Here is a 26,529-nt window from a genome sequence, read left to right as displayed (position 1 = left end):
TTTGGGATTCCGAATATCCGGATTGACTTTCATTTTTAATGTGAGTATGGTAAAAATGAAAAGCGGCATGCAATACGTCAAATTTAATCTGCCGCACCGGAAGGGAGAACCATGAACAACGAAACGTTAGAAATGTTCCGTACCTTAACGGAGCTTCCGGGAGCTCCGGGCTTTGAACACGAAGTACGGCGCTTCGTCCGTGCGGAATTGAGCAAAGTGACTGAGGAAATCGTTCAGGACCGTCTCGGCAGCATATTCGGCGTGCTCCGGGGCGATGCGCAAGGCCCTAAGGTGCTCGTAAACGGGCATATGGATGAAGTCGGATTTATGGTTACCGCGATAAACGAGCAAGGCATGATCCGGTTCAAAACGCTCGGCGGCTGGTGGAGCCAAGTGCTGCCTGCGCAGCGTATGCAAGTCATTACCAAGAACGGCCCCGTGATCGGGGTTATCGGCTCGACGCCGCCGCATTTGCTCGACGAATCCCAGCGCAGCAAGCCGATCGACATCAACACGATGTTTCTGGATATCGGTGCGGACAATAAAGAAGACGCCTTGGCGATCGGCATTACGCCTGGACAGCAAATCGTACCGATCTGCCCGTTCACGCCGCTTGCGAATCCCAAAAAGATAATGGCCAAAGCTTGGGACAATCGCTTCGGCGTCGGCCTCGCGCTCGAGCTTTTGAAGGAAATGAAAGGGAAAGCACACCCGAATATTTTGTACAGCGGCGCAACCGTTCAGGAGGAAGTCGGCCTTCGCGGAGCGCAAACCGCTGCAACGCTCGTCAACCCGGATATTTGCTTTACCGTAGACTGCGGTCCGGCCAACGATGCGACTGGCGATAAAAATGCGTTCGGCCATCTAGGCAAAGGTACGGTCATGCGTCTGATGGACGCCTCCATCGTACCAAACCGAACGCTTATCGAATTTATGCTCGATACGGCGGAGAGCAACAAAATCCCGTACCAGTTTTTCGTCTCAAACGGCGGTACCGATGCCGGACGGATCCATCAACACGGCATAGGCGTCCCGACAGCGGCGCTTGGTCTCTGCGGACGTTATATTCACACGTCGGCTTCGATCATTCACGTCGACGATTACGCCGCTTCCAAGGAGCTGCTTGTCAAGCTTGTGGAAAAGATGGACTGGACGACGCTCCATACGATTACCGAAAACGTTTAATGAATACTTGATAAGTGAAACATATAAATGCTTATCATTTCAAAAAGGCTGCAGTCGCCCCTCGAGGGATCGGCTGCAGCCTTTTCGTTTATTTAACACTCGAAAGTTCAAAAATCGGCGCCTTACATTTCCTGTGCGATTTCCGTTACTTCCATCGCTTTGTGGCGCAAGCGCGATTGCTCTGCCGCTTCAGCCAGCAGATCGGCTACTTTAATCGAACCTCGAATATTGCGGATGACGAACTGCGGATTGTTTGCATCCGTAGAAAACAGCGTAATATCGCCGATCCCCAGCATTCGTTCCCATAGGTTACGTTTCGTCGAAACGTCGCGTATACGGTAAAGCCTGATTTCATCCCGCTTTTTCGTCAATACGCCTCTCTCGATAATGATTCTCGAAGCGGTCAGCGTATATTTTGTAAAGCTCGGCAGCCCGAATTGAAACGGCTTGCCTTCCCACAGTACATCCTCCATGCTCCGCCCCCCTCTCCCTAACGCAATATGCTATAATTCATCCTTAAAAGCCTTCATTCAATAACTCCCAGGTTGCCGCAGCCAGGACGATGATAGCAAAAACGGCCGTGACGATTCTCGGGTTTCGCAATGCGGAACGCAGCCTGACCGAGAAACGGCGGCTCGTATTCGTTCCCCAGCCGTCGTAGTTCCCTCCATGCGCTTGCGCAAGCTCGAACAGCTCGCGTACCGTTCCGTTTAATACGCTCATATCCAGCAAAACGCGCTTGCTGACCACAAGCTTATGCTTCTCGTTTCCCGCTTCAGTCCGCTCGATCTTAAAACCGTGCGCTATTGCTTTTTGCTTGCAAACGTCCAAACTTTCCCGCCCTTCAAAATAAAGCACATGATGTACGGGGCGCACTACGTCCAGCTTATAGCCGTTTTGCCGCAAGCCGTAGAACAGCCTGGCATTTCGCATGTACAGCTGCTCCAGCGGAGTAGGAAACAAGTAATCCATGTAAAAGCTCCAATTGGTATCCGGCCGCTCTGCATAAGTGAAATTGAATTGATCGAACGATTGTATAACGGAATCCAGTCCGCGCTTATACTCGATTCCTTCTTTCACGTAAAAGAAGAGCTCTACCTTCGTGCCGGTCATGATGCGGCCTGCATATATGCCTTTTCTATCGTCGTTTTGATCGGATTGACGGCTCATCAATGACTCCAGCCGGTCTTCCAGCCGGTATACCTGTTCATACACCGCCGGGATCGCCTGATTCCCCATCGCCCGATATAAATTGACGGTAATCGAAAGCAATCTCCCGAAGTCCTTAGCGGGGCCGTCCTGCTTTAGACCCGTATTGAGAAAAAGGGACATCCGCTCACGTTCCGTTATGCGCTCAAACACATTCCAATTCTCCGTCATAAAGCACCTCGCTATCGTAAAGAAGCATACGTATCCGCATCGGCTTAACGCATTAGATTATACCAAGCGTTCGCATCTCCCTGCTGCTTAGTATAAATGTCTTTCCTTATTGTTGTAAATAACGAAGCTGCGTCCAAAAAAGTTGCATGTCTCTTATTTCCTGCCCTTGCAAAAGAAAAATAGCGCCCAAATAGGGCGCAATCCGAATACCCGACCGGTTACGGAGGAAGAAATTCGCAGAGCAGTGCGGTTCGATTACCGGTTTTCCGCCAGCCATTCCGATGCCAAAATGCCGTACATGATATGATCGACATATCGGTCCTGCAGCCATTCCCTTTGACGGCGCCTGCCTTCGTTCATAAAGCCCAGCCGCTCCGGGATGGCGCGGCTTTTGACGTTCTCGACCGCGCATTCGATTTCAACGCGATTCATGCCGAGGGTGGCAAAAGCGAAATGCACGAGTGTCCGGCAAGCATTCGTCATGATGCCTAATCCTTGATAAGGCTCCCCGAGCCAATAACCGATACTCGTCGTCCGGTTCATCCAGTCGAATCTGTGAAAGCCGATGACCCCCGCAATTTGATTATCGTACCAGATCCCCGCCTGAAAGCCGTCGTTAGCCGCAAATTGAGCGAGCGAGGCACGTATGAATGCTTGCGTCGAGTCCACGCTGTGCTGGCTGTACGCCCATGGCAGCCATTGCTGCAAATAAGGCTTGCAGCCGGAAATGAGCATATGCAGAGACTCCGCATCGCGAATTTCCAGCAGCCGCAGCGATACATGATCGTTTATCGTATACGAGAACATAACCGATCCCTCCAATCGCGATTTGATTCGAGCAACGATGCCGGAAACGTAATAAACCGGGAACAGAAGCTCCATCAACAATCATCGTACGAATCGCTTCGCGGATCAATTGTTACTTACACTATCATATTCTTATGCGGAAGTGAACCCTCGAACGAAGCGACCTCACTTGCCTCTCCTAAAAAAATGGTTTACCTGCCGCAGATGCTATGGTAAATTGTTCGATAACCATTCGAGGAGGGACCACTTTGAAAGCTAGCAAGCTAATCTTGTTCGATCTGGACGATACGCTCGTATTTTTTGACGATTATTGGGCGGAGTGCTCAAAAGCGGCGCTAATGGTTCATCCCCTTTCACGGGAATTGGACACGGAATTGCTTTTTGCCGAATTCAAGAAGCTGGACGGCAAGCTAGAGCCGCTTTATCTGGCTGAGCGGATCACGCTGAACGAATTCAGGCAGCAGCGCTTCATCGGCGCGCTTGCGGCTTTTCAGGTCGCCGCGACGATCGAAGACGCAAGCCGTTACGATGATTTGTTTCGTCCGACTATCAAACGGTTTCTGAAGCCGGATATTGAACAGGTGACGTTCCTTGATAATCTGAGCCGAACATACCGGCTGGGCATCGTGTCCAACGGCACCCTCCGGCTGCAAATGGATAAAGTCGAAGGGGCCGGACTCGCGCATTTGTTTCCGGTGGATTCGTTGTTTTGCTCGGATACGGTCGGACATTCGAAGCCGTATGCGCAAATTTATGAAGCTGCGCTGCGGCATTTTGACGCTGTCCCCGAAGAAACATTATTCGTCGGCGACTCTTGGGAGAACGATGTCGTCGGACCTTCCCGTCTCGGCATGCAGACGGTATGGCTCAACCGGGGCGGGCCGGCGCCGGCGTCGTCTTCCGTTCAGCCGGCTCTTATCATCCGCCAAGTTACGGAGCTTCAGCCTTATTTGTTATAACTATTTATTCGTCCTAATTCGGCGATATACCGTATCCAATACGGCTTCTTTATTCACGTAAGCTTCATTCCTCAGCCGGGTCGTTTCCGCCCGGATATCCGTTTCAAGCTGTCCGCCGCCTAAAGCCGGGATGTTGATTTCTATCGTCAGCAATGCGGATTCGAGAGCGGCTTCCAGCAAAAGTACGCCGATGCCGAGATCCGAAATCGCCGTTTTATTGCCGGTTTGCGCAATGGCGCCGCTGGTTCGGATCGCATCCGTACACAGCCTAGCGAGCCGAAGCGGCACGTCTGCCGCATGGCTTGCCGCCTGACGCAGCGAATCGCTGCGGAATTGTCCCTTCGGCAGCTTCCAAGCGGCCATGTATGCATCGAAAGCTTGCATATCTTCGACAAGCAGCGCTTCAGAGCGGGCGATCGCCGCTGCCATCTCCGCAGCGACGGAAACCGCCGTGGCCTCCGTCTGCTCGAATCTCGGACCGGTAGACAGCTTCGCCACCATCGAAGACATGGAGGCGCCAAGCGCTGCAGCCGCCGCCGCAACGCTGCCTCCCCCGGGTGTTGAGGACGACGAGGCTGCGGCTGCCAAAAACGAACGGATTGAAGCGTCGTAGGGCAATTCCTCTATTTCCTGCAATTCCATCGCTTCCGGCGCTGCCGGGCGATCGCTTTCTTCCTTTTGCCACTCCATGGCACGCAGCACGTTTTCGAACAGGATCATAGTCGTTACCGTGCCGATTCCTCCAGGCACCGGCGTCATAGCTGCCACGGCGGACAACACGCCCGGGTCGACATCGCCCGCTATCGTGCCGTCCTCCGTCTCGTTAATGCCGGCATCCACAACAACCAGCTCCGCATGAGCCGCTTCGATGCCGACCAGACCGCGCCGTCCCGCAGCGGCGAATACGATATCGGCGCTGCGTACGTGCTTCTCCAAATCGGCTGTTCGGGAATGACAAACCGTTACGGTCGCTTGCTCCCTCTGCAGCATATGGTAAAGCGGCTGTCCTACCGTCTCTCCCCTGCCGATCACGACAGCGTGTTTGCCGGCTAACGTTATTCCATAATGGTTCAATAGCCGAATACAAGCTTGAGGTGTCGCCGGTTTCAGGCAGGCGCCGCCTGCCAGCAACGCATAGCGGTTCGCAGGGGTCACTCCGTCAACATCCTTCTTTGGGCTAATCGCTGCCATAATCCTTTTGGCATCCATCGTTTTCGGCAGGGGGAGCTCCAGCATAATCCCATGCGTCCTTATGTCCCGGTTGAGCGACATGATCAACCCGATAATTTCCCCTTCATCCGCCTCGGCACCGAAAGGATGAACGTCCAAAACGATACCGAGTTTTTCCGCCGCCTTCCTCTTGGCATTGACATACCATTCCGTCGCCGGGTCGCCTTCCACCCAAACGACGGATACGCGTACTTCGACGCCTTGCTTCCGGCAGCTTCCAACTTTGTCCTTAATTGCCGCAGCAATTTCCTCGGCCACTGGCTTTCCTAACAGCTTTCTACCCTTCAATCCTTCATTCACCGTCATCGCCTCCAGCTTGTTCTTAAATGAAAACAAAAAAAGCATTCGACATTATCGTCGAATACTTTCGCCCAGGCGTACGGCTATTATGTCCAGCGCGCTCCCCCGTGGTCGTCCACGTTCCGCCAGTTACGCGCAGTTTACCTACTTCCAATAGCTTACCAGAAGATTTTGAAAGGCACAACCATTAATCGTTACTGATTAGTCGCTGCAGTTTGCGGGCTCCGTTTCAGCCGACGCTTCTTCCACTTGAATTTTTTCCGAAACCTTATCGCGAACGACCGACATGACGAGCTGGAGCAAATAATTGATATCGCTCTGCGACTGCTGGAATTCCGTAACGATCGGAATGGAATCGAGCTCGTCTTGCAAAGCCGTAATTTCCCCTTCGATTTTCTCGACCATTTGCGGGTTTTTAAACGTGTTTTGAAAAGCGACGACTTCTTTTTGCTTTTTCTTAATTTTTTTGATCAAGCTCTGTACGTGTTCATTGTCGGCAATTTGCTTCTCTGCGCGTTTGTAAAAATCAACCTCTGTCGAAGTCGAAATCAAAGCGGCCAGTTCCTTTGCCTTATTCAAAATATCTTCGCGGACAATTAGCTCCGTGGAGTTGTAATGCGGGATATCGCATGATTCAACCTCATGATTGTGATGATGTTCGGACATATCGACGCCTGCCTTTTATCAAATTAGTTTCCTCTTCCCATACCTTCCGGTCTAAATCGCTTGCTGAACGGAGGCAGGGATCAACTCCCCATAAAGGACCCATGTTTGCGGTTCCGTAATTTTCACCTTTGCAATCGTTCCGATCAAATGCTTCGGCGCTACGACATGGACGAGCTTATTCGTACGCGTACGGGCGGACAAAACTTCAGGATTGTTCTTGCTTTCGCCCTCGATCAGCACTTCAACGACCTCGCCGCGCAAGCTTTCATTGCTTTGTCTGCCAAGCTCGCCCATAAGATCGTTCAGACGCTTCAGGCGCTCCCTCTTGACTTGCTCCGGAACGTTATCCTCCATCGCGGCTGCCGGAGTCCCTTCGCGAGGCGAATAAATGAACGTATAGGCGGAGTCATATTTCACTTCGCGCACGAGCGACAGCGTATCCTCGAACTGCTCCTCCGTTTCCCCCGGAAAACCGACGATAATATCGGTCGTCAGCACGGCATCGGGAATAGCTTTGCGGATTTTGCCCACAAGGTCCAAATAATGCTCGCGGGAATACTTCCGGCTCATTCGCTTCAAGATTTCCGTATTGCCCGACTGAACAGGTAAATGAATATGCTCCATCAAATTGCCTTTATGACTGAGCACCTCGATCAGACGGTCGTCGAAATCGCGAGGATGCGAGGTTGTAAATCGCACGCGCGGAATATCGATTTTCGAAATGTCGTCCATCAAATCGCCGAACGTATAGTCGATATCTTCAAAATCTTTGCCGTACGCATTTACGTTCTGACCAAGCAGCATGATCTCCTTAAAGCCGCGGCGCGCCAAGTCCCGCACTTCGGCAATGACGTCATCCGGCCTTCTGCTGCGTTCTTTGCCCCGGGTATAAGGAACGATGCAATACGTGCAGAACTTGTCGCAGCCGTACATGATATTGACCCATGCCTTGATCCCTTCGCGCTTCTTCGGCAAGTTTTCGATGATGTCGCCTTCCTTGGACCATACCTCGACGACCATTTCCTTGCTCATATAAGCTTCTTTAAGCAGACCAGGCAGACGATGGATGTTATGCGTACCGAAAATCATATCGACGAACGCATGCTTCTGCATGATCCGTTTGACGACCGCTTCCTCTTGAGACATGCAGCCGCAAACGCCCAGAACGAGGGAAGGCCGCTCGGCTTTCAGCGCTTTCAAATGTCCGAGCTCGCCGAACACTTTGTCCTCCGCATTCTCCCGAATAGCGCATGTATTCAGCAGGATGACGTCAGCCGCCGTCTTATCGTCCGTTGGCTGATAGCCCATCTGCTCGAGCAATCCCATCATCGTCTCGGTGTCGTGCTCGTTCATTTGGCAGCCGTACGTATTGATCAAATAAAACTTATCCTTGCCGAACTCTTTCATCTCTTCAGGGATCGTGAAGTCGTAATGCACCTGAATATCCTCTTTGCCCCTGCTTTTCTCGTCCTTATGGCTAGGTGCGGCATTCACCGTAATATTCCGGCCGCTAATGCGGTACGTCGTTTTTCCGTCCTCTTGCTTGACGACCTTCGCGCTGGAAAAGTCGAAATATTTGGAGTAGTCTTTGTCGCCCTTGACGGATTTTAAGTCCGCTGAGTGATTGCTCTCCTTAGACATGCCAGATTCCCTTCCCTCTATGTTGAATTGTATGGTTTGCACAAGAATAAACGCCTGCCGGCGTTTTTGACGCTGGCGTTTACCGTAGGTTTAGAGCCGCTTCCACGATTATACGTCCTGATAAACTATAAAATAGCAGCTCAATTAAGTATTATAACATTTTACCATTCGTATATCCATGTAGGGTTTCTGACAAATTTGAAAGAGCAATCAGCTTCGCTTTTGTCGCATCCTCCCCAAGCCGTTCAAGCCCTTATAATAACCGCCGTGTCTCCCGTTCTGACGCCTGCCGCGTTTGCTTCATCCGTATCGATATGCATGGCGAGCGCATACGTATCGGATACTCTTGCGATGACCTGCTCCATGACCAGAGGGCGTTCGCCGTTAAGTCTGACTGTGAGCATTTGCTTGTCCGTCACACCGAAAGCGATCGCATCGCTTGTATGAAAATGAATGTGACGGGCGGCTACGATGACACCCTGCTCCAGCTTCACCTCGCCTTTCGGACCGACAATGGTGACGCCCGGCGTACCGTAAATATCTCCGGATTCGCGTACCGGAGGATTCACGCCGATCGAGAACGCATCGGTTCGCGATATTTCCACTTGCGTGCGGCCCCGTACAGGCCCCAGTATTCTAACTTTATCGAATCTCCCTTTCGGTCCTACGATCGCTACGGTTTCTTCCACGGCGTATTGCCCGGGCTGCGATAACGGCTTTATGACCGTGAACTGATACTTATCGCCGAATAACCGTTCGGCATGTATGGGAGATAAATGAATATGTCTTGCGGAAACGCCTACCGGTATATGAACCACTTCAACCCCTCCTTCTCACTTTTAGAGGTTGTTTAAAAAGCCACTTTTCATAACGAAGCGGAACTGGTGTTTATTCGAAATCGAATCTTGGATTCATCCGGCAAAGCGTATGCTCACGAAGCAGCTTTCCTCCGGAAAGCGCTTAGGTACTCGTAATCGGATTCATCCAACCTTCTCAATTCTGAATAAGGGGCCTTTTTAAACTCGAACGAATAGGGAAGCGACATGATGATCCAATTCTATAAATGGCATACTCATTTCTAGTATACTGCCAAAAAAGACAAAGACATACAGCTGACGCCGTATGTCTTTGATTTGTTCATACAATTATTTGAATTCTGCCACAAGCTTGTCAAATTCCTCTGAAGTAATCTTGATATCTTGAGTCGCCAGCGGTTGTTCTTTAAAGCCGTGTACGAGATTCTCATAGCTTCTTCTGGATTTATCTTGATAGATCAGACCGGTCAGCATGCTGTTTGTTTCCATAATTTTCGTCATCGCCGCTACGCGGTTCGACGGATCGTATTCCGGCGTTTCTTCCAGATCGATGATATTCTCTTTAAACCAGTCATACGTATTGATTTTGTTGAACGTTACGCAAGGGCTGAACACGTTGATCAGCGAGAAGCCTTCATGCTTCATGCCTTCCTCAATCAGCGTCGTCAGCTGCTTCAGGTTGCTCGAGAACGATTGAGCGACGAACGTTGCGCCGGCTGCAAGCGCCATCTCCAGCGGAGAAAGAGCCGATTCGATCGAGCCTTGAGGCGTACTTTTCGTTTTGAAGCCCTCTGCGCTGCGCGGGGACGTTTGCCCTTTCGTCAGACCGTAGATTTGGTTGTCCATTACGATGTATGTGATGTTGATGTTACGGCGAATCGCGTGAACCGTGTGGCCCATACCGATTGCAAAGCCGTCGCCGTCGCCGCCGGAAGCGATAACGGCCAGATCGCGGTTAGCCATTTTCAAGCCTTGCGCGATTGGAAGCGAACGGCCATGAATGCTGTGGAAGCCGTAAGCGTTGATGTATCCGGAAATACGTCCGGAACAGCCGATACCGGAAACGATAGCAAGCTGTTCAGGCTCCAGCCCAATGTTTGCAGACGCTCTTTGAATCGCCGCTTGAACGGAGAAGTCGCCGCAGCCCGGGCACCAGTTCGGTTTCACATTGTTGCGAAAATCTTTTAATGTTGCCATGCGATCAGCCCCTTACATTCTTTGTGAATTTCTGCCGGCAAGAACGGGTTCCCGTCATATTTCAACAGGTTGTGGATTTTGTCGCCGCATCCGAGGTGCAGCTTGATCAACTGAGCCAGTTGTCCGGTTGCATTATTCTCGACCACAACGATTTTCTTCGCTTTGTCCGTATGCGGCTTCAGCAAGTCAGTAGGGAACGGGTGCATCAGACGAACGGTTACGTGATTCGTTGTAATGCCTTCCGCTGCCAGACGAGCTCTTGCTTCGTCGATTGTGCCTCCGGTCGAGCCCATTCCGATAATCAGCATATCCGGTTCCGCATGAGGAGCATCGGCGTGGATCGCATTCGTCACTTTAACATGCTTCAGCTTCTCCATACGCTTATCCATCATTTTCTTACGGTTGATCGGGCTTTCGGACGGACGTCCTTCCTGGTCGTGCTCAACGCCCGTAACGTGGTGAATACCGTGCTTCACGCCAGGGATGATACGCGGCGATACGCCGTCTTCCGAGAACTCGTAACGTTTGAACAGCTTGTTCGGCTCTTGTTCCGGCGCTTCGGTAACGAGCTTCCCGCGGTCGATCGTGATTTTATTGTAATCGAGCATTTCTGCCGATTGTTTACCCAAGCTAAGCTGCAGGTCGGTTACGATAATAACCGGGCATTGGAACTGTTCCGCAAGGTTGAACGCTTCGATTGTATCGTAGAAGCACTCTTCAACCGAGCTTGGCGAGATGACGATCTTCGGAATTTCACCGTGCGTACCGTGAATCATTGCCAAAATATCCGATTGCTCTTGCTTCGTCGGCAGACCTGTCGACGGGCCGCCGCGCTGCGTATCAACAATAACGATTGGCGTTTCCGTCATACCTGCAAGACCGATCGCTTCCATTTTCAAGGAGAGACCTGGACCGGCGGATGCCGTAATCGCACGAGCGCCGCCATAGTTGGCTCCGATCGCCATTGTAACCGCAGCGATTTCATCCTCGGTTTGAATAACCGTGCCGCCGAATTTCGGAAGAACTTTAATCAAGTATTCCATAATTTCGGATGCAGGCGTAATCGGATAAGCAGCCATGAAGCGGCATCCTGCCGCTACAGCGCCGAGCGCGATCGCGTCGTTACCGATCATGAACAGCTTCTGCTTGCCGTCCGCCGGTTCAAGCTGTAGCTCGTGAATCGGGCCGCCCGCAAGATCCAGAACGAATTTCGCGCCGCGCGCAACCGCTTCGATGTTCTTCTCGACGACTGCCGGACCTTTACGTCCGAATTCTTCTTCTACCGCTTTATTAAATACTTCCATCGGCAAACCGAGCAATGCCCAAGATGCGCCGGAAGCAACCATGTTCTTCATCAGGGACGTTCCGAGTTCCTCGGCGATTGCCGTAATCGGCACCGGGAACAAGCGTCCTTTAACGCCTTCCGGAAGCGTTGGATTGAATTTCGCATCGGCTACGATTACGCCGTAGTCGCGAAGCTCATGTGCATTTAAATCGATCGTTTCTTGGTCGAAAGCTACTAAAATGTCCAGATCATCCGAGATTGACCGAATCGGCTTCGTGCTGATCCGGATTTTGTTATTCGTATGCCCACCTTTAATACGCGAGGAAAAGTGGCGGTAGCCGTACAAATAATAGCCGAGACGGTTTAATGCCGTAGAAAAGATCCGGTCGGTACTTTCAACGCCTTCCCCTTGTTGTCCCCCGATCTTCCAAGACAATTGACTAATCACAACGTCCACTCCTTTAGTTGTTCGCTGCTGTTATTTTTCGGCATGATATCCGATACGAAAGGCAGCATGTCAAGCGGAATTAAACAAAAACTTAACATCAATCAAATTCTATGTCTTTACATTATAAAAAGCAAGCCGTTTCGACATATTTGAAACATAGTAATTTTCGATCAAAACCATATCGCAAATAGATTGATAAACCGATTTCATATCTTACTTTGGAATGTTACAATTTGATGAACGAGTCTACGGGCAAATTTGCCTTCAGAAATTGGAGCCAATTTCCATGCATGAAGCCTTCGACCTCGGCAGCGCGGTAATGCTTTAACAGTTCCTCGGTCAGCGCGTTATAGCAGCCTGTATGCTCAAGCCCCTGCACCTTCGTGTCTATGCCGTCGAAATCCGAACCGAAGCCGACATGTCCGGCTCCGCCCAACGAGCAAATCCGCTCGAGGTGCTTCAGTACGTCCGATATCGCTGCATTTTTTTCCTTGCTTAAGAACGGAGGAACGAATGTAATGCCGATGCGGCCTCCTCGTTTGACGATCGCTTTGATTTGCTCGTCCGTCAAATTGCGCAAATGCGGACACAGGGTGTAAGAGTTGGAATGCGAAGCGATAAAAGGTTTGTCCGACAGCTCAAGAAGCTCCCAGAAGCCGGGCTCCGCCAGGTGGGATATATCCAGAATAACGCCCAGCTTTCCGCATTCTTTTACGAACTGCTTTCCTTTTACGGAAAATCCCGCCTTGCGCGATTCGCCTACGCCGTCAGCCGCCCAATTCGCCTCGTTCCACGTAATGCCCATAAGCCGCACGCCCAAATAAAATAACGTATGCAGGTAAGTCAAATTCCCTTCCAGCCCGTCCACGCCTTCAAGCGAAAGGAGAGCGCCTAGCTTTCGTTCCTTCAAGCTTCGCTCCAGCTCTTCCTTCGTTCGGATGAACATCACGTCCGGATGCGAAGCGATATGCTCCATAAACAAGCGCACCTGCTCCAGAACTTGATCGAACGTAAGCCTGTTTCGGTCAGGCAAAAATATCGCATATATTTGCGCAGCCATTTCCGCCTGCTTCAGCCGTTTCAGCGAAACGTCCGCATCACGGCCGTCGTGATCGAAGCCAAGCCTGCGGTTCTCCACCATTTTCATCAATAAATCGCAATGAGCGTCAACTACTCTCATCTACATCATCTCCAATCCGTGTCTTATTAAAACCGGTCGGCGGGCTTCCGGCCGCCGAAACCGGCGAAATATTTTCACTTCGAAACGGCAACCCTGTCCCAAACGCTCCCGACGAAAGAGGCATTGCAAGTATAAATATAGGGCAGGCGTGTTTACCGAAAAAAGAAAATCATGGAAAAACACTTTCCGACACTGCAAAAAAACCTGTCTACTCCGTAAACAGGCGTTCCTTGCGAGCAGGTCATGACTTACTATCCGAGTCATTCGCTAGGGTTCGATCGTAAACTCGACAATCGAACCGTTATCCTAAATCAAAAGCTGCGATAATCCCGGTTTGCGTTACGACGCTGCATGGCGGCCTGTTTGACCGCTTTCGTTCATCGCGGCTCTACGATAAGCTTGATTGCGGTTCGGTCTTCTCCATCAATCACAATATCCGTAAATGCGGGAATACAGATGAGATCAACACCGCTGGGCGCTACGAATCCTCTGGCGATCGCTACGGCTTTCACAGCCTGATTTAACGCACCGGCCCCTATAGCTTGGAGCTCGGCTGCTCCCCGCTCGCGGAGAACGCCGGCCAATGCGCCTGCAACGGAGTTAGGATTGGATTTTGCTGAAACTTTTAATACTTCCATGGAAAAGTACCTCCTCAGGAAAGATGGATTGGTTCCAGTACCCATCATATTCGTGAGAATCGGCAATCATTCCATCTACCTGCCGGCCGCTTCATTCCTCGCTCATGATTCGAGTTTATTTCAGCAAGGATAAACGGCACGCGGCCCTTAAGGGCTGACGCGATTACCGGGAAATCGAACAAACACCGGAGATATGCTTTCTGAGATTTTGAAAAAGGCTCGTAAATGAGCTCGGCACCGTACCGCATCAATCGAAAATAACGTCATCCTCGTAAATGCGGATTAACCGAATAGCCCCGGCAGTCCCGGTCTGTTCGTTCATTTCAATCAATACGGCATGGAAATGCCATTTCCCTTCGTCCACCACAAAACGTACCGGCAGCTGCGTTTTAAACTTTTGCAGCACGGCGTTCCGTTCCATGCCGAGCACGCCGTCGCGCGGTCCGACCATGCCGACGTCCGTTATGTATGCGGTGCCTCCCGGCAAAATCCGCTCATCGTGACTTTGCACATGGGTGTGTGTTCCGACAACAGCCGACACTCGTCCGTCCAAATGCCAGCCCATGGCGATTTTCTCGGAGGTAGCCTCCGCGTGAAAATCAACCAAAACACAAACGGGCTTTTTATCCGTACGCAGCAGCTCGTCAACCTTCGCGAACGGACAATCGATCGGCGGAAGGAAGGTTCGCCCTTGCAAATTGACGATCATCAGCTCTTTGCCGTTCGCTTTAATGATTGCGCTGCCTCTGCCCGGCGTCCCCTCCGGAAAATTTGCAGGACGAATCAGCTTCGGCTCATCATCGATAAAATCGAAAATATCTTTCTGATCCCAAGTGTGATTTCCCATCGTAATGCCGTGAACGCCAGCCTCGAACAGCTCTGTGGCGATCGCTCTGGTTATGCCCCTGCCTGCGGCCGCATTTTCGCCGTTTGCGATAATGATCGAAGGCCGGTATTTGGATTTCAGCTTCGGCAGGATCGATTTCACCGCTTTTCTCCCAACCGAACCGACAATGTCTCCGATAAATAAAACGTTAATGGTTGCTGCCTCCCTGCTGTAACATGCAATGATAGGTTTTCCCGCAATTGCCTTGAACATGCCGAAGGACCGGCGTTGGCCGATCCTTCTCGGTGTGTTTATTTCGCGTATTCGACGGCGCGCGTCTCCCGGATGACCGTCACTTTGATGTGACCCGGATAATCCAGCTCGTTCTCGATCTTTTTCGTAATGTCGCGAGCGAGGCGGAACGCTTCGGTATCGTCGATTTTATCCGGTTGAACCATCACGCGGATTTCCCGGCCCGCTTGAATTGCGTACGATTTCTCGACGCCTTCGAACGATTCCGAAATATCTTCGAGCTTCTCCAGACGCTTAATATACGTTTCGAGCGTTTCTCTTCTTGCGCCCGGTCTTGCAGCCGACAACGCATCCGCTGCCCCAACCAGCATCGCGATGACGGATGTCGCCTCGCAATCGCCGTGATGGGAAGCGATACTGTTGATGACGACAGGGTGTTCTTTGTATTTTTTACCAATTTCTACGCCAATTTCAACATGGGAGCCTTCGACTTCATGATCCAGCGCTTTACCGATATCGTGAAGCAGTCCGGCACGTTTCGCGAGCGTAACGTCTTCTCCCAACTCTCCTGCCATGAGACCGGACAAGTATGCCACTTCCATGGAATGCTTCAGCACGTTCTGTCCATAGCTGGTACGGAACTTCAGTCTTCCTAATATTTTGATCAAATCAGGATGCAAACCATGAACGCCGATTTCGAAAGTAGCTTGCTCGCCGTATTCGCGGATACGCTCGTCCACTTCTTTACGCGACTTTTCCACCATTTCTTCGATTCTTGCCGGGTGAATGCGCCCGTCCGCCACAAGCTTCTCAAGCGACGTCCTGGCAATTTCCCGGCGGATCGGATCGAAACCGGATAGAATGACCGCTTCCGGCGTATCGTCGATGATCAGGTCGATTCCTGTCAGCGTCTCAAGCGCACGGATATTGCGTCCTTCGCGGCCGATAATGCGGCCTTTCATTTCTTCGTTCGGCAGGCTGACTACGGAAACCGTCGTTTCTGCAACGTGGTCGGCTGCACAACGCTGAATCGCGAGGGTAATAATTTCGCGTGCCTTCTTGTCGCCTTCTTCCTTCGCCTGCTGCTCGATTTCTTTAATCAGCTGAGCGGTTTCATGACGCACTTCCTGTTCGACGCCGGTCAAAATAATGCTTTTGGCTTCTTCCGTCGTAAGTCCCGAAATACGTTCCAACTCGGCTAGCTGGCTTTTGTAAAGCTGATCGATTTGCGCTTGCGTTTCATCAATACGCTTCTCTTTGTTGGACATCTGCTCTTCTTTACGTTCCAGCGATTCCAATTTTTTATCCAGCGTTTCCTCTTTTTGCAACAATCGTCTTTCCAGTCGTTGAATTTCATTCCGACGTTCACGAATGTCTTTTTCAGCTTCGGACCGCAGCTTATGGACTTCGTCCTTCGCTTCAAGTACCGTTTCTTTCTTCAGTGCTTCTGCATTTTTCCTAGCGTCCTCAACAATCTGGGCGGCAGCGTGTTCAGCACTCGAAATTTTCGCTTCTGCAAGAGATTTCCGGATAAAATACCCAATCCCAGCGCCTAGAAGAGATCCAACAACGAGTGAGACCACGCTCCAGATGATCGTCTGAGCCATCGTGTACACCTCCTCGATGTTCCTCCAAGGGGTTAGCTTGGGATAAATTCGGTTTTTATTCGTTTCTTCGCGTGCTGTGTTACATTTCCATTGTCATGTGGTAAAGAAAGTAAAATTGGCGTTTTTACTTCTTCAGGATAAAAAATATACATGATCATTTTAGCTTTTGGTAAAGAAGCTTGTCAAGCGCAGACCGATCCCATATCCGCAAACCCCGGTGTTCGTTCGCTTTTCATTAATGCTATTAACTACCTACATTTCCCATTCTTCAAGCGATTCGTTCGTCACTTCCTTGACCGCTTGGCTTACCGTGGAGCTCGTATAACCTCTGCGAAGCAGAAAAGCCGCGAGCTTACGCTTTCTTTCGTAAGGCTCGCCTTTGAGGGACGGCAGCTTCTTGGCCGCCAATTTGCATGCATACGCCAGCTCGGTCTCCTCGTCCAAAGCGGCGATCGCTTCCTGGATGTTCTCGCTTGCCACACCCTTTTGTTGAAGCTCTTGCTTCACCCAGTTTCTCCCTTTGCTCTGATACATGATACGATGCTCCGTCCACTGCATGGCGAACATCCCGTCATCGATATATTTCTCGTTCTTAAGCCGCTCGATCGTTAGGTCGACAAGCGATTGCTCATACCCCTTCTGCTTCAGCTTTTGCCGCACTTCCTTTACGGAACGCGGACTCCTGCCGATATACCGAATGGCATGCGCGTAAACCTCCTGCCGTTCTTCAGCATGAATGACTTCCTGCAGCCGTTCGTTATCAATCGATTCGCCCTTGAACAATCTATATTTGACCAGAACATCCTCATGAACCGAAAATGCGAACGATTCGTTCACGTATATATTGTATCGGCGCTTATTCCGTTTTTGCTGCTCTACCGACGTGATGACGGACTCCGTTCCCTGCTCCATATGCGTGCCCCGCCCTCTCTATTTTGCTTTCTAAGGCCTCAATCCATTTATATCGATGTAAATCTTCTAATGTAATGTCCTTGCCGCTGTCGTTCGTTTAGCAGCCGCTTCTACGATACCCTTTGCTATAAAACTAAAAAGAAAGACGCCCTTTGTCAACCAAAGGCGCGTCTTCCGTTTCCTTATTCGAACAGCGCTGCTTCTTCCTCTTCGTCATCCTCGGAGACAGCTACATTAGTACCTGGTACCGTTACGCTGGCATCGCGAATTTTCCTCTCGATCGAATCGGCAATGTGCTTGTTGTCCTTCAAATATTGCTTCGCATTTTCGCGGCCTTGGCCGAGACGCTCGCCTTCGTACGAATACCACGCGCCGCTCTTATCGATAATATCGAGTTCCGTCCCCATATCGACGATGCTACCCTCTCTGGAAATGCCTTCTCCGTACATAATATCGACCTCGGCTTGCTTGAAGGGAGGAGCCACTTTGTTCTTCACGACTTTAATCCGCGTGCGATTACCGATCATGTCGTTGCCTTGCTTGATCGTCTCGATGCGGCGTACATCCAAACGAACCGAGGAATAAAACTTCAATGCGCGTCCGCCCGGCGTCGTCTCCGGATTGCCGAACATAACGCCTACTTTCTCGCGCAGCTGGTTGATGAAAATGGCGATAACCTTCGATTTATTGATTGCGCCGGACAGCTTGCGCAGCGCCTGAGACATAAGCCGCGCCTGCAAACCGACGTGAGAGTCGCCCATGTCGCCTTCGATTTCGGCTTTCGGCACGAGTGCGGCTACCGAGTCGATGACGATGATGTCCACCGCACCGCTGCGAACGAGCGCTTCCGCGATTTCGAGCGCTTGCTCGCCGGTATCCGGCTGCGAAAGCAGCAGCTCGTCGATATTGATGCCCAATTTGCTTGCATATAAAGGATCAAGCGCATGCTCCGCATCGATAAATGCAGCCTGACCGCCCGCCTTCTGCACTTCCGCGATCGCGTGCAACGCGACGGTCGTTTTACCGGATGATTCCGGTCCGTATACTTCTATAATTCTGCCGCGAGGAAATCCGCCTACGCCAAGCGCGATATCAAGCGCGAGCGAGCCGCTTGGGATCGTCTCCACCTGCATGTGAGTCGATTCCCCGAGCTTCATGATCGATCCTTTTCCGAACTGTTTCTCGATATTACGCAATGCCGCTTCCAATGCCGCACGACGATCCGCCAACTTGTCCACTTCCTCTACATAATTGATGTTATAACTCTATCATAACTTTTTTTTTGCCGGTTGCCAAGTATTTTTTCGAACATATATTCGCATTGTTCCCCTCAGTGCAACGAAAGCCCTTCGCATCCCGTGCCGAAGCTCATCGGCATCTTCTATTTGTCTTGCAGAGCGAATCGAACCCTTCGACGCGGATTCCTGCAGACATACCCGGAGCCTCGGCAAAAGCCGAAGGAACGCAGCATTCATATGCTCGAAAAACACAAAAACACCGCAACAAAGAAAAATCTTTGTTACGGTGCTTCCGTTAACATTTCATCAATTATAGTTGAAAACGCCAAAAATATCAAGAGCGCTCAGCCGCTTCATCATGCTTGTGAAGCTGTTTCCACAGCAAGTATAGAGCGGCTTTGGACGCTTTAAGCTTGATCAGCTCGCGGTTTCCGGTTTGCTTCGTCTCGATCGCGACCGTTTCGCCGCCGCGTCTTGCAAAGCCGATATACACAAGTCCGACCGGTTTCCCTTCAGAAGGAGACGGCCCCGCTACGCCGGTCACGGACAAGGCAAAATCCGTCCCTGTTCGCTCCAGCAGCCTTTCCGCCATTTCGCGCGCCGTACGCTCGCTGATCGCTCCGGGCGCCCCGTCGCCTTCGAGAAGCTCCATCGGTATGCCGAGCAAAGCATGCTTCAGCCTGTTCGTATAGGTGATCAGCCCGCCATGGTACGCCTCAGAGCTGCCGGGAACGGACGTTATCATGTCGCTGAGCATCCCCCCGGTGCAGCTTTCCGCCGCCGACAGCGACAGCCCCAGCTCGATCAGCCGATCGACGATGACTTGCTCGATCGGCACATCCCGATCCGCATACAAATATTCGCCTAATCGTTCGCGAATCTCGCGCTCCGTATCCGCCATTTTGGCATCAGCTTCAGACAGAGAACCCGCTCTAGTCGTAAGCCGCAGCGTCACCTCGCCTTCCTTCGCGTAAGGCGCTATGGTCGGATCGGTCTGTTTATCGATCAAGTCGATAAGCTTATGCTCCAAAAGCGACTCCCCGATACCGGCGAATTTGAGCATTTTCGAATAAAGCGGCTGCTCCCCGCCCATCAGACCGAGCAACCAGCCGGTTCCGTAGCGCTCGAACATCGGTTTCATTTCTTTAGGAGGCCCCGGAAGCAGAATATAGTGCGTGTCATCCTGCGTAAGGGCTACGCCCACCGCAAGACCGGTATCGTTAGGCAGCGGATCGCTTCCCTTCAGCATGAGAGCCTGTTTGGCGTTGCTTTCCACCATTGCGATCCCCCTGCCGCGGAAGAACTCCGTCATATAGTCCATCGAAGGCTGATGAACGATCAGACTGCGGTTTAAAAAAGCGGCGAGCACATCCTTCGTCAGATCGTCCTGCGTCGGCCCGAGCCCTCCCGTACAAATGATGACATCGGCCCTTTGACGGGCTGTCTCGAGCGCCTGACGAAGCCTCGATTCGTTATCGCCTACGACGGTTTGGTAATAGACGCCTACCCCTATCGCCGTGCACTGCTGAGACAAAAATTGCGCGTTCGTGTTGACGATTTGCCCCATCAGCAGCTCCGTGCCTACCGCAATGATTTCCGCTTTCATCGGAGACCTCCCTAAAATAGGTATATTTTCCTATCGAACGTCCAAGCAATGTCGAAACGCCTGCTTCTTACCTTTGGGATTTAGCACTTAAATTTAAATATTCAAAAAAGACGCCTGTCTTCACATCGGTATGCGAAGGCTAGCGGCGTCAAATTTGGGTACCCGGCCGTTACATCGGCGTTTTGTTAATCACATGCTTGTTCTGCATAAAATAGTCGAAGCCCGAATAAAGCGTAATGACAGCCGCAACCCAGCTTGCAAGTAAGTCAAAGCGGAAGTTGAGAAACGCAAACGGAAAATTGTTGATTAACAGCGCTATAATCGCGGTAATTTGTACGCCCGTTTTCCATTTGCCCCACTTGCTGGCGGCCATTACGATGCCTTCCAGGAGAGCGATTTGCCGCAATCCCGTAACGGCGAACTCCCGGCTTATGATGACGATCGCGATCCACGCGTCAAGCTTGTCCATCTCGACCAGCGATACGAGTACTGCAGACACGAGGAGCTTGTCGGCAAGAGGGTCGAGCAGCTTGCCGAGATTCGTGACGAGCTTGCGTTTTCGCGCTATGTAGCCGTCCAGACTATCGGTGCTGGCGGCGATAATAAAAATCAGAGCGGCAATAATCTGATTGTAGGTAATGCTGAACTGCTCGATAGATATTTGCGGCAAACTGACGTTTACAAGCAGAAAAAACATAATGATCGGCACTAGGAAAATTCTCGCTAGCGTAATCCGATTGGCCAGGTTCATGCAATTCCCTCCCCGGACAAATCGAACTCGAACGAATGGGTAACTCTAACTCTGGCCATTTCCCCAATATTCGTTTTGCAATTTGTGACGAATACTTCACCGTCAATTTCCGGGGCATCGTACTGCGAACGTCCGACATAAACGTCGTTGCGTCCGTCATACCGTTCGATCAAAACATCGATCTCTTTACCGATCCGCAGACCGTTGCGCTCGTTCGAAATTTGGCGCTGGATCTCCATCAAGGTGTTCGCGCGGAATTCCTTCACGTCGTTCGCCACCTGATCGGGCAAACGGGCGGCAGGCGTGTCAAGCTCTTTGGAATAAGCAAAAACGCCGAGTCTGTCAAACTGCATTTCTGTAATAAAATCCTTCAAATTATCGAAGTCCTGCTCCGTTTCGCCAGGGAAACCGACAATTATCGAGGTGCGCAGGGCAACCTCCGGCATCCGGGCGCGAATTTTGCGGATCAGCTCGCGCGTATCGCGCTGTCTGCCAGGTCTCCGCATACGCTTCAGAATCGAATCTTCGCTGTGCTGCAGCGGCATATCGATATATTTGCAAACCTTAGGATTCGTGGCGATCGTCTCAATCAGCTCGTCCGTAAAAAAGCCGGGATAAGCGTAATGAAGACGCACCCATTCGATCCCGGGCACTTCGCTTACTTTATTCATCAGTTCAGGAAGCATAAACTTGTCGTATAAATCCGAGCCGTAATTCGTCGAATCCTGCGCGATCAGGCTAATTTCTTTGACGCCTTGGTCGGCAAGCTGCTTCACTTCGCCCAGAATCGATTCGATGCTCCGGCTGCGGAACTTGCCGCGCATAATCGGAATGCTGCAGAACGTACAGGCGTTGTCGCAGCCCTCGGCAATCTTGACGTACGCGGTGTAACGCGGCGTTGTCAGACGTCTTGGCAGCACTCTATCGTAGTTGAACGCAGGATTCCCCACCAGCATCGGCTTCCGCCCGGCAAGTGCCTGATCGATAATATCGTTGATCTTATCAAAATCCCCTGTACCGACAATGCCGTCGATCTCCGGCATTTCGCGCATCAGCTCGGCCTTATACCGCTGAGTCAAACATCCGGAAACGATAAGAGCCTTCAAATTCGCGGTTTGCTTCAAATCCGCCATATCGAGAATCGTATTGACCGACTCTTCCTTCGCTGCATCGATGAAACCGCATGTGTTTACGATAATGACCGTCGCTTCTTCTTTATCGTCTACAATCGAAAATCCGCGTTGATGAACCAACCCGGACATGATCTCGGAATCGACTAAATTTTTCTCGCAGCCCAAGGTCACGACCTTGATTTTCTCTGACATCGTCGTACATCCCCCAACCTATTCCTTTCATTTCTTAACAAGTATAGTATAACGTCAATAACGTGTCAAAACAAACGAAAACCTGTGGAAACTCGCCCATTGGCGAGAAACCGCAGGTTTTCGCTTCATATTAAGTAGAACGGAAATTCGTGAACTGCAGATCGATGGCCAAATCGGCCGAGCGCAGAAGCTGCATGATCTTCTGCAAATCATCCCTGCTTTTGCCTGTAACGCGGATTTGATCGCCCTGAATTTGGCTCGTTACTTTCAGCTTCGAATCGCGGATCAGAACGTTGATTTTCTTCGCGATATCCTGTCCGATCCCCTGTTTGAGCGTAACCCGCTGACGGACGGTCGTGCTGGCCGCCGGCTCCACTTTGCCGTATTCGAGGTTTTTCAGCGCGATGCCTCGTTTGGCCATTTTGGAGTGAAGAATGTCGATGACGTTTTTCAGCTTCATATCGTCGTCCGAAATGATGACCAGCGTATCTTTTTCGAGCGTTATGCTGCTCTTGCTGTTCTTGAAGTCAAACCGGGTAGATATTTCTTTCTCGGCTTGGTTGATTGCGTTGGTCAATTCCTGCATATCTATTTTGGAGGTAATGTCGAATGCGTTATCCGATGCCATATCCAACTTCCTTTCCATGATTTGTTTGCAAACACAGTATAGCAATATTCACGGAGCAAGAAAACCCCTGCGGCGCCTAATAGCCCCCTAGAGGCAGGATTAACGCTTCATTACAAGCCCGAAAGTTAACCGGACGTAGAGCAGCCGGTTTGTTCCGGACGCCAACCCCCTGCATAGCAAAAAAGCATCCCAGTCCGGCGGATGCCTTCGTCACGGATACTTATCATGCTGCTTGTTTAAACGATTAATACCTTCTTCGGACCGGTTCGCGGAACATATCTAGAACGCCGACCACAATAAGCGCCAAGCCGAAGCCGAACATGCCGTAGCCCCATGCATTAGGCGTTAAATACCACCCGATCAGACTCGCAACAACGCCCAAGCCTGCCGTAATCCAGCTAGCAGTCATCCTACCTAACCTCGCTTTTGGATAAAAAGTGGAGTTACACGGTTAGGATCTGCTGCTGAACGTATCATTATTCATTTAAGACAGGTCGAACTGATAACGCTTGACGGATTCCTTCTCGCCGATCGGAATGACCGTCCCGTTTATTTTCAATTCGACGGCGCTTGCAGCGCCAAGCGTAAGCGCTATGGTAGGATCGAGTTCCCACTTCTGGGTTTGGCCCGAAGCCAAGCTCTCGGAAAATACGGTTTTCTTTTGCGCCTCTTCTCCCGTTTTGTCGATGCCGACCCAGCACTTGTCTCTTAGAACGGTCACTTCCACGATAATTTTGCTGGCCTTTGATACGAGATAATAATCCCTGCCGCCTTCGCTCTTGGTGAGCTTGACGTCGGGCTTGTCCGTTTCGACCGGCGCCTTGCTCGGCTCCGGCTCTTGTTTCTGCACGTCAGGCGAAGCGGAAGGCGTAGGCGCCGCGCTTACCTCGGACATTTTGCGATCCGTTAGATGCTCGTTGGATTGGCTCTGGGTAACGTTCTTATCGTCATCCGACTTCGCACTCGCACTGATGAAATAATACAGGATACCGACAATAAGCAGAACAAACGACCATAACATGATGCCGGTCAACCGTTTGCTCCACTTCTCCGAATTTTTCGAATCGCTCCGCTTACGTCTGACTGGCTCCGCTTTTTGCTCGGGCTCGGCAGCGGGAATAACATTGCGATACAGACGCAGCACTTCGTTCGGATCGAGGCCTACCGCCTCCGCGTAACTTTTGATAAAGGCGCGGATATAAAATGTGCCGGGTAATACTTTGAAGTTGCCTTCTTCAATCGCTTCCAAATAACGCTTGCGAATTTTTGTGACTTCCTGCAAATCTTCAAGAGAAATGCCTTTCTCCAAGCGTGCTTTGCGCAGAAGCTGACCCAGTTCGAACACGTGCTCACCCCCGTATTAGCAAAAATATAGTTCAATTTTACCACTTAGAAGCCGTCGTAATTGGCCGTAAAGCTCTCATACGAAATCTCTTCGTCCGGCGTGTTGCGAAGCTCTACGATGTAATTGAAATCGTTATAGTCATATTCCGAATCCCGTACGAAAATGTCCGGATGCTCCACCACCTTGGTCGAAGGCATCGCCATGATTTCCTGCAGGAGCGAGTAATGCTTCTCATTGGAGCGTATCGTCGAAACGATACCGTCAATAATAAAAACATTGTTCGGATTCATTTCGTCTTCCGACAGTTGACTGCGAACGGTTTGCCTCAGAAGCGTCGACGATACGAACGTCCACCGTTTGTTCGAGCACACGCTGCCGGCTATGATCGATTCGGTCTTTCCGACCCGCGGCATCCCGCGCAAACCGATCAGCTGATTGCCTTCCTTCTTGAAGATTTCGCCGAGGAAATCGACCAAAAGTCCAAGCTCGTCGCGGGTAAAACGAAACGTTTTACGGTCGTCGGAGTCTCTTTCAATGTAACGGCCGTGCCTTACGGCCAAAATGTCCACAAGCTTGGGCTCGCGAAATTTCGTTACTGTAATATTATCCACTTTTTTCAATAGTTTACCCAATATTTCAATTTTTTCTTCATCGCTTGTTTGCAAAAGCATGCCGCGGGTTTTATCTTCAACCCCGTTGATCGTCATAATGTTGATTTCCAGCATCCCCATAAGGGAGGCGATATCGCCAAGCAAACCGGGACGGTTTTTATGAATCCGGTATTCCATGTACCATTGCTTCATTTCCATTCTGAGCCACATCCTATTCTTCTTGCTCGCGTCTGTTGTTTCATTCAGAAGTAAATTCTACAATTTTCGCGCTTTTCCTTCATCGCCTTTAAAATTATTTCATTTGGGCGGTTGCCTCATTCTCGGAATAGGTATATAGTCCCTGCTTCCAAGAATCGGTTTTGACGTTTTCGCGAATCCCGTTTAAAATCGGATCCCAATTCAGACTATAGTTGACCGATGCGGTCATATCGAGAAAAGGAATGCGCAGCGAGCGGATTTTCGTAAGCTCGGCAGAAGCCTCCGGCGTGTACAGCACGATCCATTTGGCATTGATTTGCTTAGCCTGGAAAGTAAGCTGCTGAAACCATTGCTCCGGATTTTCCGGATCGTACATGACGATTTGCTCCGCTTCCTCCGACGGCGCCCACGTTGCCGGCACCTGATTGCCTGTTGTCGTGATCCAAATGATCGGAGCGCCCGCAAGCTTTTGCTGTTTGACCCAATCGTTCCATAATATAGTATAAGTTCCGGCATCGGCTTGCCACACCGCCGTATTGTCGAGCGGCTGAATAGGAGCAGGGCTCCTTTCCGGCGATTGCTGGTACAGCGACCACTTGACATTCGGGAATTCCGCGGCGGCTTTCATCGCATCGGCAAACAAAGCGCTCCCGATCACGATCACTTGATCGTATGCCGTTTCGCGAATCGAATTCAAAGCTTCATCATCCAGCGCGGTTTTCTGCGGCAGCCACTTCCAAGCGAGCTTATCCGCCGACCGCCATTCGTTAAGCGCCGCACCGAGCTTCTGGTCCAGACCCGCAGGCAAATCGGGGGACGTAACGACTAGCACCGATTTTTTTTGTTTGAGCAGCTCTTCCGAAGCGACAGGCAGCTGATGCCCGCAGCCCGACATAACCAATGCAACCATCATAACCGAAAACAAACGCAATATCCAAATCTTCATCCGACTATCCAATCTCCTTTATGTCAGAACGTGCAATCACTCCTACCAGTATAAGAAATTTTGAGAGCAAAAACAAAAGCCTCCTGCCAAAGGAGGCTTTGTCCGAAACACAGGAAGACCGTTATTCGCGGAGTGCCGGGTTCTCGACAGTCGCCGGACTCCTCGCATGGGTTCCTTCGTACGCGTGCAAAGGAGTTTATTTCCAGTTAGGCTTCCTTCGCGACCATTTTGACCATTAAGCGGGCGAGCACTTTTTGCTCTTGATCGTCTCCGGCATCCCACAAATCCTTCAAGATGCGTTCTTCTTTGTTTTCCGGGTCGATTTTATCGGCAAGAAATTCACCGATCTGATAAGCAAGCTTCGCAACCGTCTCTTCGCTCATGCCGGCATGCTCGGCCATATTGACGCGTTCGCCCAAAAATTGTTTCCATTTGTCAAACGATTTAAGAACGGTAACCACGTTAATTCCTCCCTTGAGATGGATTTCGGATGAACAGTTGTACTATGCGCAAAATGAGGGCGGTCTATGCATCCGTCCGAATCGCTCAAGGT

The 26,529-nt window shown here is 50.9% G+C and carries 26 protein-coding genes and 1 riboswitch; of the genes, 2 read left to right on the top strand and 24 right to left on the bottom strand.

Annotated features, from left to right (window positions below; genetic code table 11):
- Window positions 1-111 precede the first annotated feature (111 nt).
- Entirely contained in the window at window positions 112-1,185 is a 1,074-nt protein-coding gene (locus DQG23_RS00820) for a M42 family metallopeptidase (RefSeq protein WP_113028902.1), read from the top strand.
- Window positions 1,186-1,307: 122 nt separating this feature from the next.
- Here the strand turns inward: DQG23_RS00820 and DQG23_RS00815 are convergent, their stop codons facing one another.
- The 3 genes from DQG23_RS00815 to DQG23_RS00805 all read right to left on the bottom strand — a co-directional run bounded on the left by DQG23_RS00815 (window position 1,308) and on the right by DQG23_RS00805 (window position 3,372).
- Window positions 1,308-1,658 (bottom strand): PH domain-containing protein, encoded by a 351-nt coding sequence (locus DQG23_RS00815; RefSeq protein WP_113028901.1) that lies wholly within the window; start codon window positions 1,656-1,658, stop codon window positions 1,308-1,310.
- 43 nt (window positions 1,659-1,701) lie between these two features.
- Window positions 1,702-2,565: a DUF695 domain-containing protein gene (locus DQG23_RS00810; protein WP_113028900.1), complete on the bottom strand. Its 864-nt coding sequence runs from the start codon at window positions 2,563-2,565 to the stop codon at window positions 1,702-1,704.
- Between the two features lie 255 nt (window positions 2,566-2,820).
- Window positions 2,821-3,372 carry a GNAT family N-acetyltransferase gene (locus DQG23_RS00805; RefSeq protein ID WP_113029533.1) on the bottom strand — a complete coding sequence of 184 codons (552 nt, stop codon included), beginning with the start codon at window positions 3,370-3,372 and terminating at the stop codon, window positions 2,821-2,823.
- A gap of 248 nt (window positions 3,373-3,620) precedes the next feature.
- Here DQG23_RS00805 and DQG23_RS00800 point away from each other — a divergent pair, with 248 nt between their 5' ends.
- Entirely contained in the window at window positions 3,621-4,331 is a 711-nt protein-coding gene (locus DQG23_RS00800; RefSeq protein WP_158560231.1) for an HAD family hydrolase, read from the top strand.
- On the opposite strand, the gene DQG23_RS42015 is transcribed toward DQG23_RS00800, so the two are convergent.
- The 21 genes from DQG23_RS42015 to DQG23_RS00700 form a co-directional block, all read right to left on the bottom strand.
- On the bottom strand, window positions 4,332-5,861 hold the full coding sequence (locus DQG23_RS42015) for a cyclodeaminase/cyclohydrolase family protein (protein WP_238177695.1): 1,530 nt from the start codon (window positions 5,859-5,861) through the stop codon (window positions 4,332-4,334).
- A gap of 62 nt (window positions 5,862-5,923) precedes the next feature.
- A riboswitch (ZMP/ZTP riboswitch) is annotated at window positions 5,924-6,004 on the bottom strand.
- Between the two features lie 58 nt (window positions 6,005-6,062).
- The gene (locus DQG23_RS00790) at window positions 6,063-6,527 is read right to left on the bottom strand and encodes a YlbF/YmcA family competence regulator (protein ID WP_113028898.1); all 465 of its coding nucleotides are present in this window, start codon (window positions 6,525-6,527) and stop codon (window positions 6,063-6,065) included.
- Between the two features lie 51 nt (window positions 6,528-6,578).
- On the bottom strand, window positions 6,579-8,168 hold the full coding sequence (gene miaB, locus DQG23_RS00785) for a tRNA (N6-isopentenyl adenosine(37)-C2)-methylthiotransferase MiaB (RefSeq protein ID WP_113028897.1): 1,590 nt from the start codon (window positions 8,166-8,168) through the stop codon (window positions 6,579-6,581).
- Window positions 8,169-8,413: 245 nt separating this feature from the next.
- Window positions 8,414-8,986 carry a phosphate propanoyltransferase gene (gene pduL / locus DQG23_RS00780; RefSeq protein ID WP_113028896.1) on the bottom strand — a complete coding sequence of 191 codons (573 nt, stop codon included), beginning with the start codon at window positions 8,984-8,986 and terminating at the stop codon, window positions 8,414-8,416.
- 327 nt (window positions 8,987-9,313) lie between these two features.
- Window positions 9,314-10,180, bottom strand: a complete 867-nt coding sequence (locus tag DQG23_RS00775; protein WP_113028895.1) for a 2-oxoacid:ferredoxin oxidoreductase subunit beta — start codon at window positions 10,178-10,180, stop codon at window positions 9,314-9,316.
- The gene (locus DQG23_RS00770) at window positions 10,168-11,913 is read right to left on the bottom strand and encodes a 2-oxoacid:acceptor oxidoreductase subunit alpha (RefSeq protein ID WP_113028894.1); all 1,746 of its coding nucleotides are present in this window, start codon (window positions 11,911-11,913) and stop codon (window positions 10,168-10,170) included. The genes DQG23_RS00775 and DQG23_RS00770 overlap by 13 nt, the downstream gene beginning before the upstream one ends.
- Before the next feature lie 226 nt (window positions 11,914-12,139).
- On the bottom strand, window positions 12,140-13,093 hold the full coding sequence (locus tag DQG23_RS00765; protein ID WP_113028893.1) for a dipeptidase: 954 nt from the start codon (window positions 13,091-13,093) through the stop codon (window positions 12,140-12,142).
- Between the two features lie 377 nt (window positions 13,094-13,470).
- Complete coding sequence (gene spoVS / locus DQG23_RS00760; protein ID WP_027084382.1) at window positions 13,471-13,731, bottom strand: stage V sporulation protein SpoVS; 261 nt, start codon at window positions 13,729-13,731, stop codon at window positions 13,471-13,473.
- 247 nt (window positions 13,732-13,978) lie between these two features.
- Window positions 13,979-14,770, bottom strand: coding sequence for a TIGR00282 family metallophosphoesterase (locus tag DQG23_RS00755; RefSeq protein ID WP_113029532.1), 792 nt, complete (start codon window positions 14,768-14,770; stop codon window positions 13,979-13,981).
- A gap of 98 nt (window positions 14,771-14,868) precedes the next feature.
- Entirely contained in the window at window positions 14,869-16,416 is a 1,548-nt protein-coding gene (gene rny, locus DQG23_RS00750; protein WP_113028892.1) for a ribonuclease Y, read from the bottom strand.
- A 252-nt stretch (window positions 16,417-16,668) separates the two neighbouring features.
- Entirely contained in the window at window positions 16,669-17,328 is a 660-nt protein-coding gene (locus DQG23_RS00745) for a RecX family transcriptional regulator (protein ID WP_113028891.1), read from the bottom strand.
- Window positions 17,329-17,510: 182 nt separating this feature from the next.
- Window positions 17,511-18,557 (bottom strand): recombinase RecA, encoded by a 1,047-nt coding sequence (recA, locus tag DQG23_RS00740; RefSeq protein ID WP_113028890.1) that lies wholly within the window; start codon window positions 18,555-18,557, stop codon window positions 17,511-17,513.
- 343 nt (window positions 18,558-18,900) lie between these two features.
- Window positions 18,901-20,172, bottom strand: a complete 1,272-nt coding sequence (locus DQG23_RS00735; protein WP_113028889.1) for a competence/damage-inducible protein A — start codon at window positions 20,170-20,172, stop codon at window positions 18,901-18,903.
- Window positions 20,173-20,341: 169 nt separating this feature from the next.
- On the bottom strand, window positions 20,342-20,923 hold the full coding sequence (pgsA, locus tag DQG23_RS00730) for a CDP-diacylglycerol--glycerol-3-phosphate 3-phosphatidyltransferase (protein WP_113028888.1): 582 nt from the start codon (window positions 20,921-20,923) through the stop codon (window positions 20,342-20,344).
- Window positions 20,920-22,248 carry a 30S ribosomal protein S12 methylthiotransferase RimO gene (gene rimO / locus DQG23_RS00725; protein ID WP_113028887.1) on the bottom strand — a complete coding sequence of 443 codons (1,329 nt, stop codon included), beginning with the start codon at window positions 22,246-22,248 and terminating at the stop codon, window positions 20,920-20,922. The genes pgsA and rimO overlap by 4 nt, the downstream gene beginning before the upstream one ends.
- Before the next feature lie 130 nt (window positions 22,249-22,378).
- A complete protein-coding gene (locus tag DQG23_RS00720; protein ID WP_113028886.1) occupies window positions 22,379-22,876 on the bottom strand; it encodes a YajQ family cyclic di-GMP-binding protein in 498 nt (165 codons plus the stop codon).
- A 244-nt stretch (window positions 22,877-23,120) separates the two neighbouring features.
- Window positions 23,121-23,285 (bottom strand): hypothetical protein, encoded by a 165-nt coding sequence (locus tag DQG23_RS42510; protein WP_192894533.1) that lies wholly within the window; start codon window positions 23,283-23,285, stop codon window positions 23,121-23,123.
- A gap of 75 nt (window positions 23,286-23,360) precedes the next feature.
- Window positions 23,361-24,221, bottom strand: a complete 861-nt coding sequence (locus DQG23_RS00715; RefSeq protein ID WP_113028885.1) for a helix-turn-helix domain-containing protein — start codon at window positions 24,219-24,221, stop codon at window positions 23,361-23,363.
- Between the two features lie 44 nt (window positions 24,222-24,265).
- Entirely contained in the window at window positions 24,266-25,030 is a 765-nt protein-coding gene (locus tag DQG23_RS00710) for a DUF3388 domain-containing protein (RefSeq protein WP_113028884.1), read from the bottom strand.
- Between the two features lie 94 nt (window positions 25,031-25,124).
- Window positions 25,125-25,976 (bottom strand): hypothetical protein, encoded by an 852-nt coding sequence (locus DQG23_RS00705; protein WP_113028883.1) that lies wholly within the window; start codon window positions 25,974-25,976, stop codon window positions 25,125-25,127.
- Between the two features lie 206 nt (window positions 25,977-26,182).
- Entirely contained in the window at window positions 26,183-26,437 is a 255-nt protein-coding gene (locus DQG23_RS00700) for a DUF3243 domain-containing protein (protein ID WP_113028882.1), read from the bottom strand.
- Between the last annotated feature and the right edge of the window lie 92 nt (window positions 26,438-26,529).

The organism is Paenibacillus contaminans (assembly GCF_003285015.1).
Classification (GTDB): Bacteria; Bacillota; Bacilli; order Paenibacillales; family NBRC-103111; genus Paenibacillus_V; species Paenibacillus_V contaminans.
Note: the sequence above shows the minus strand (reverse complement) of the source record. Positions and strands in the feature narration are given on the sequence as shown.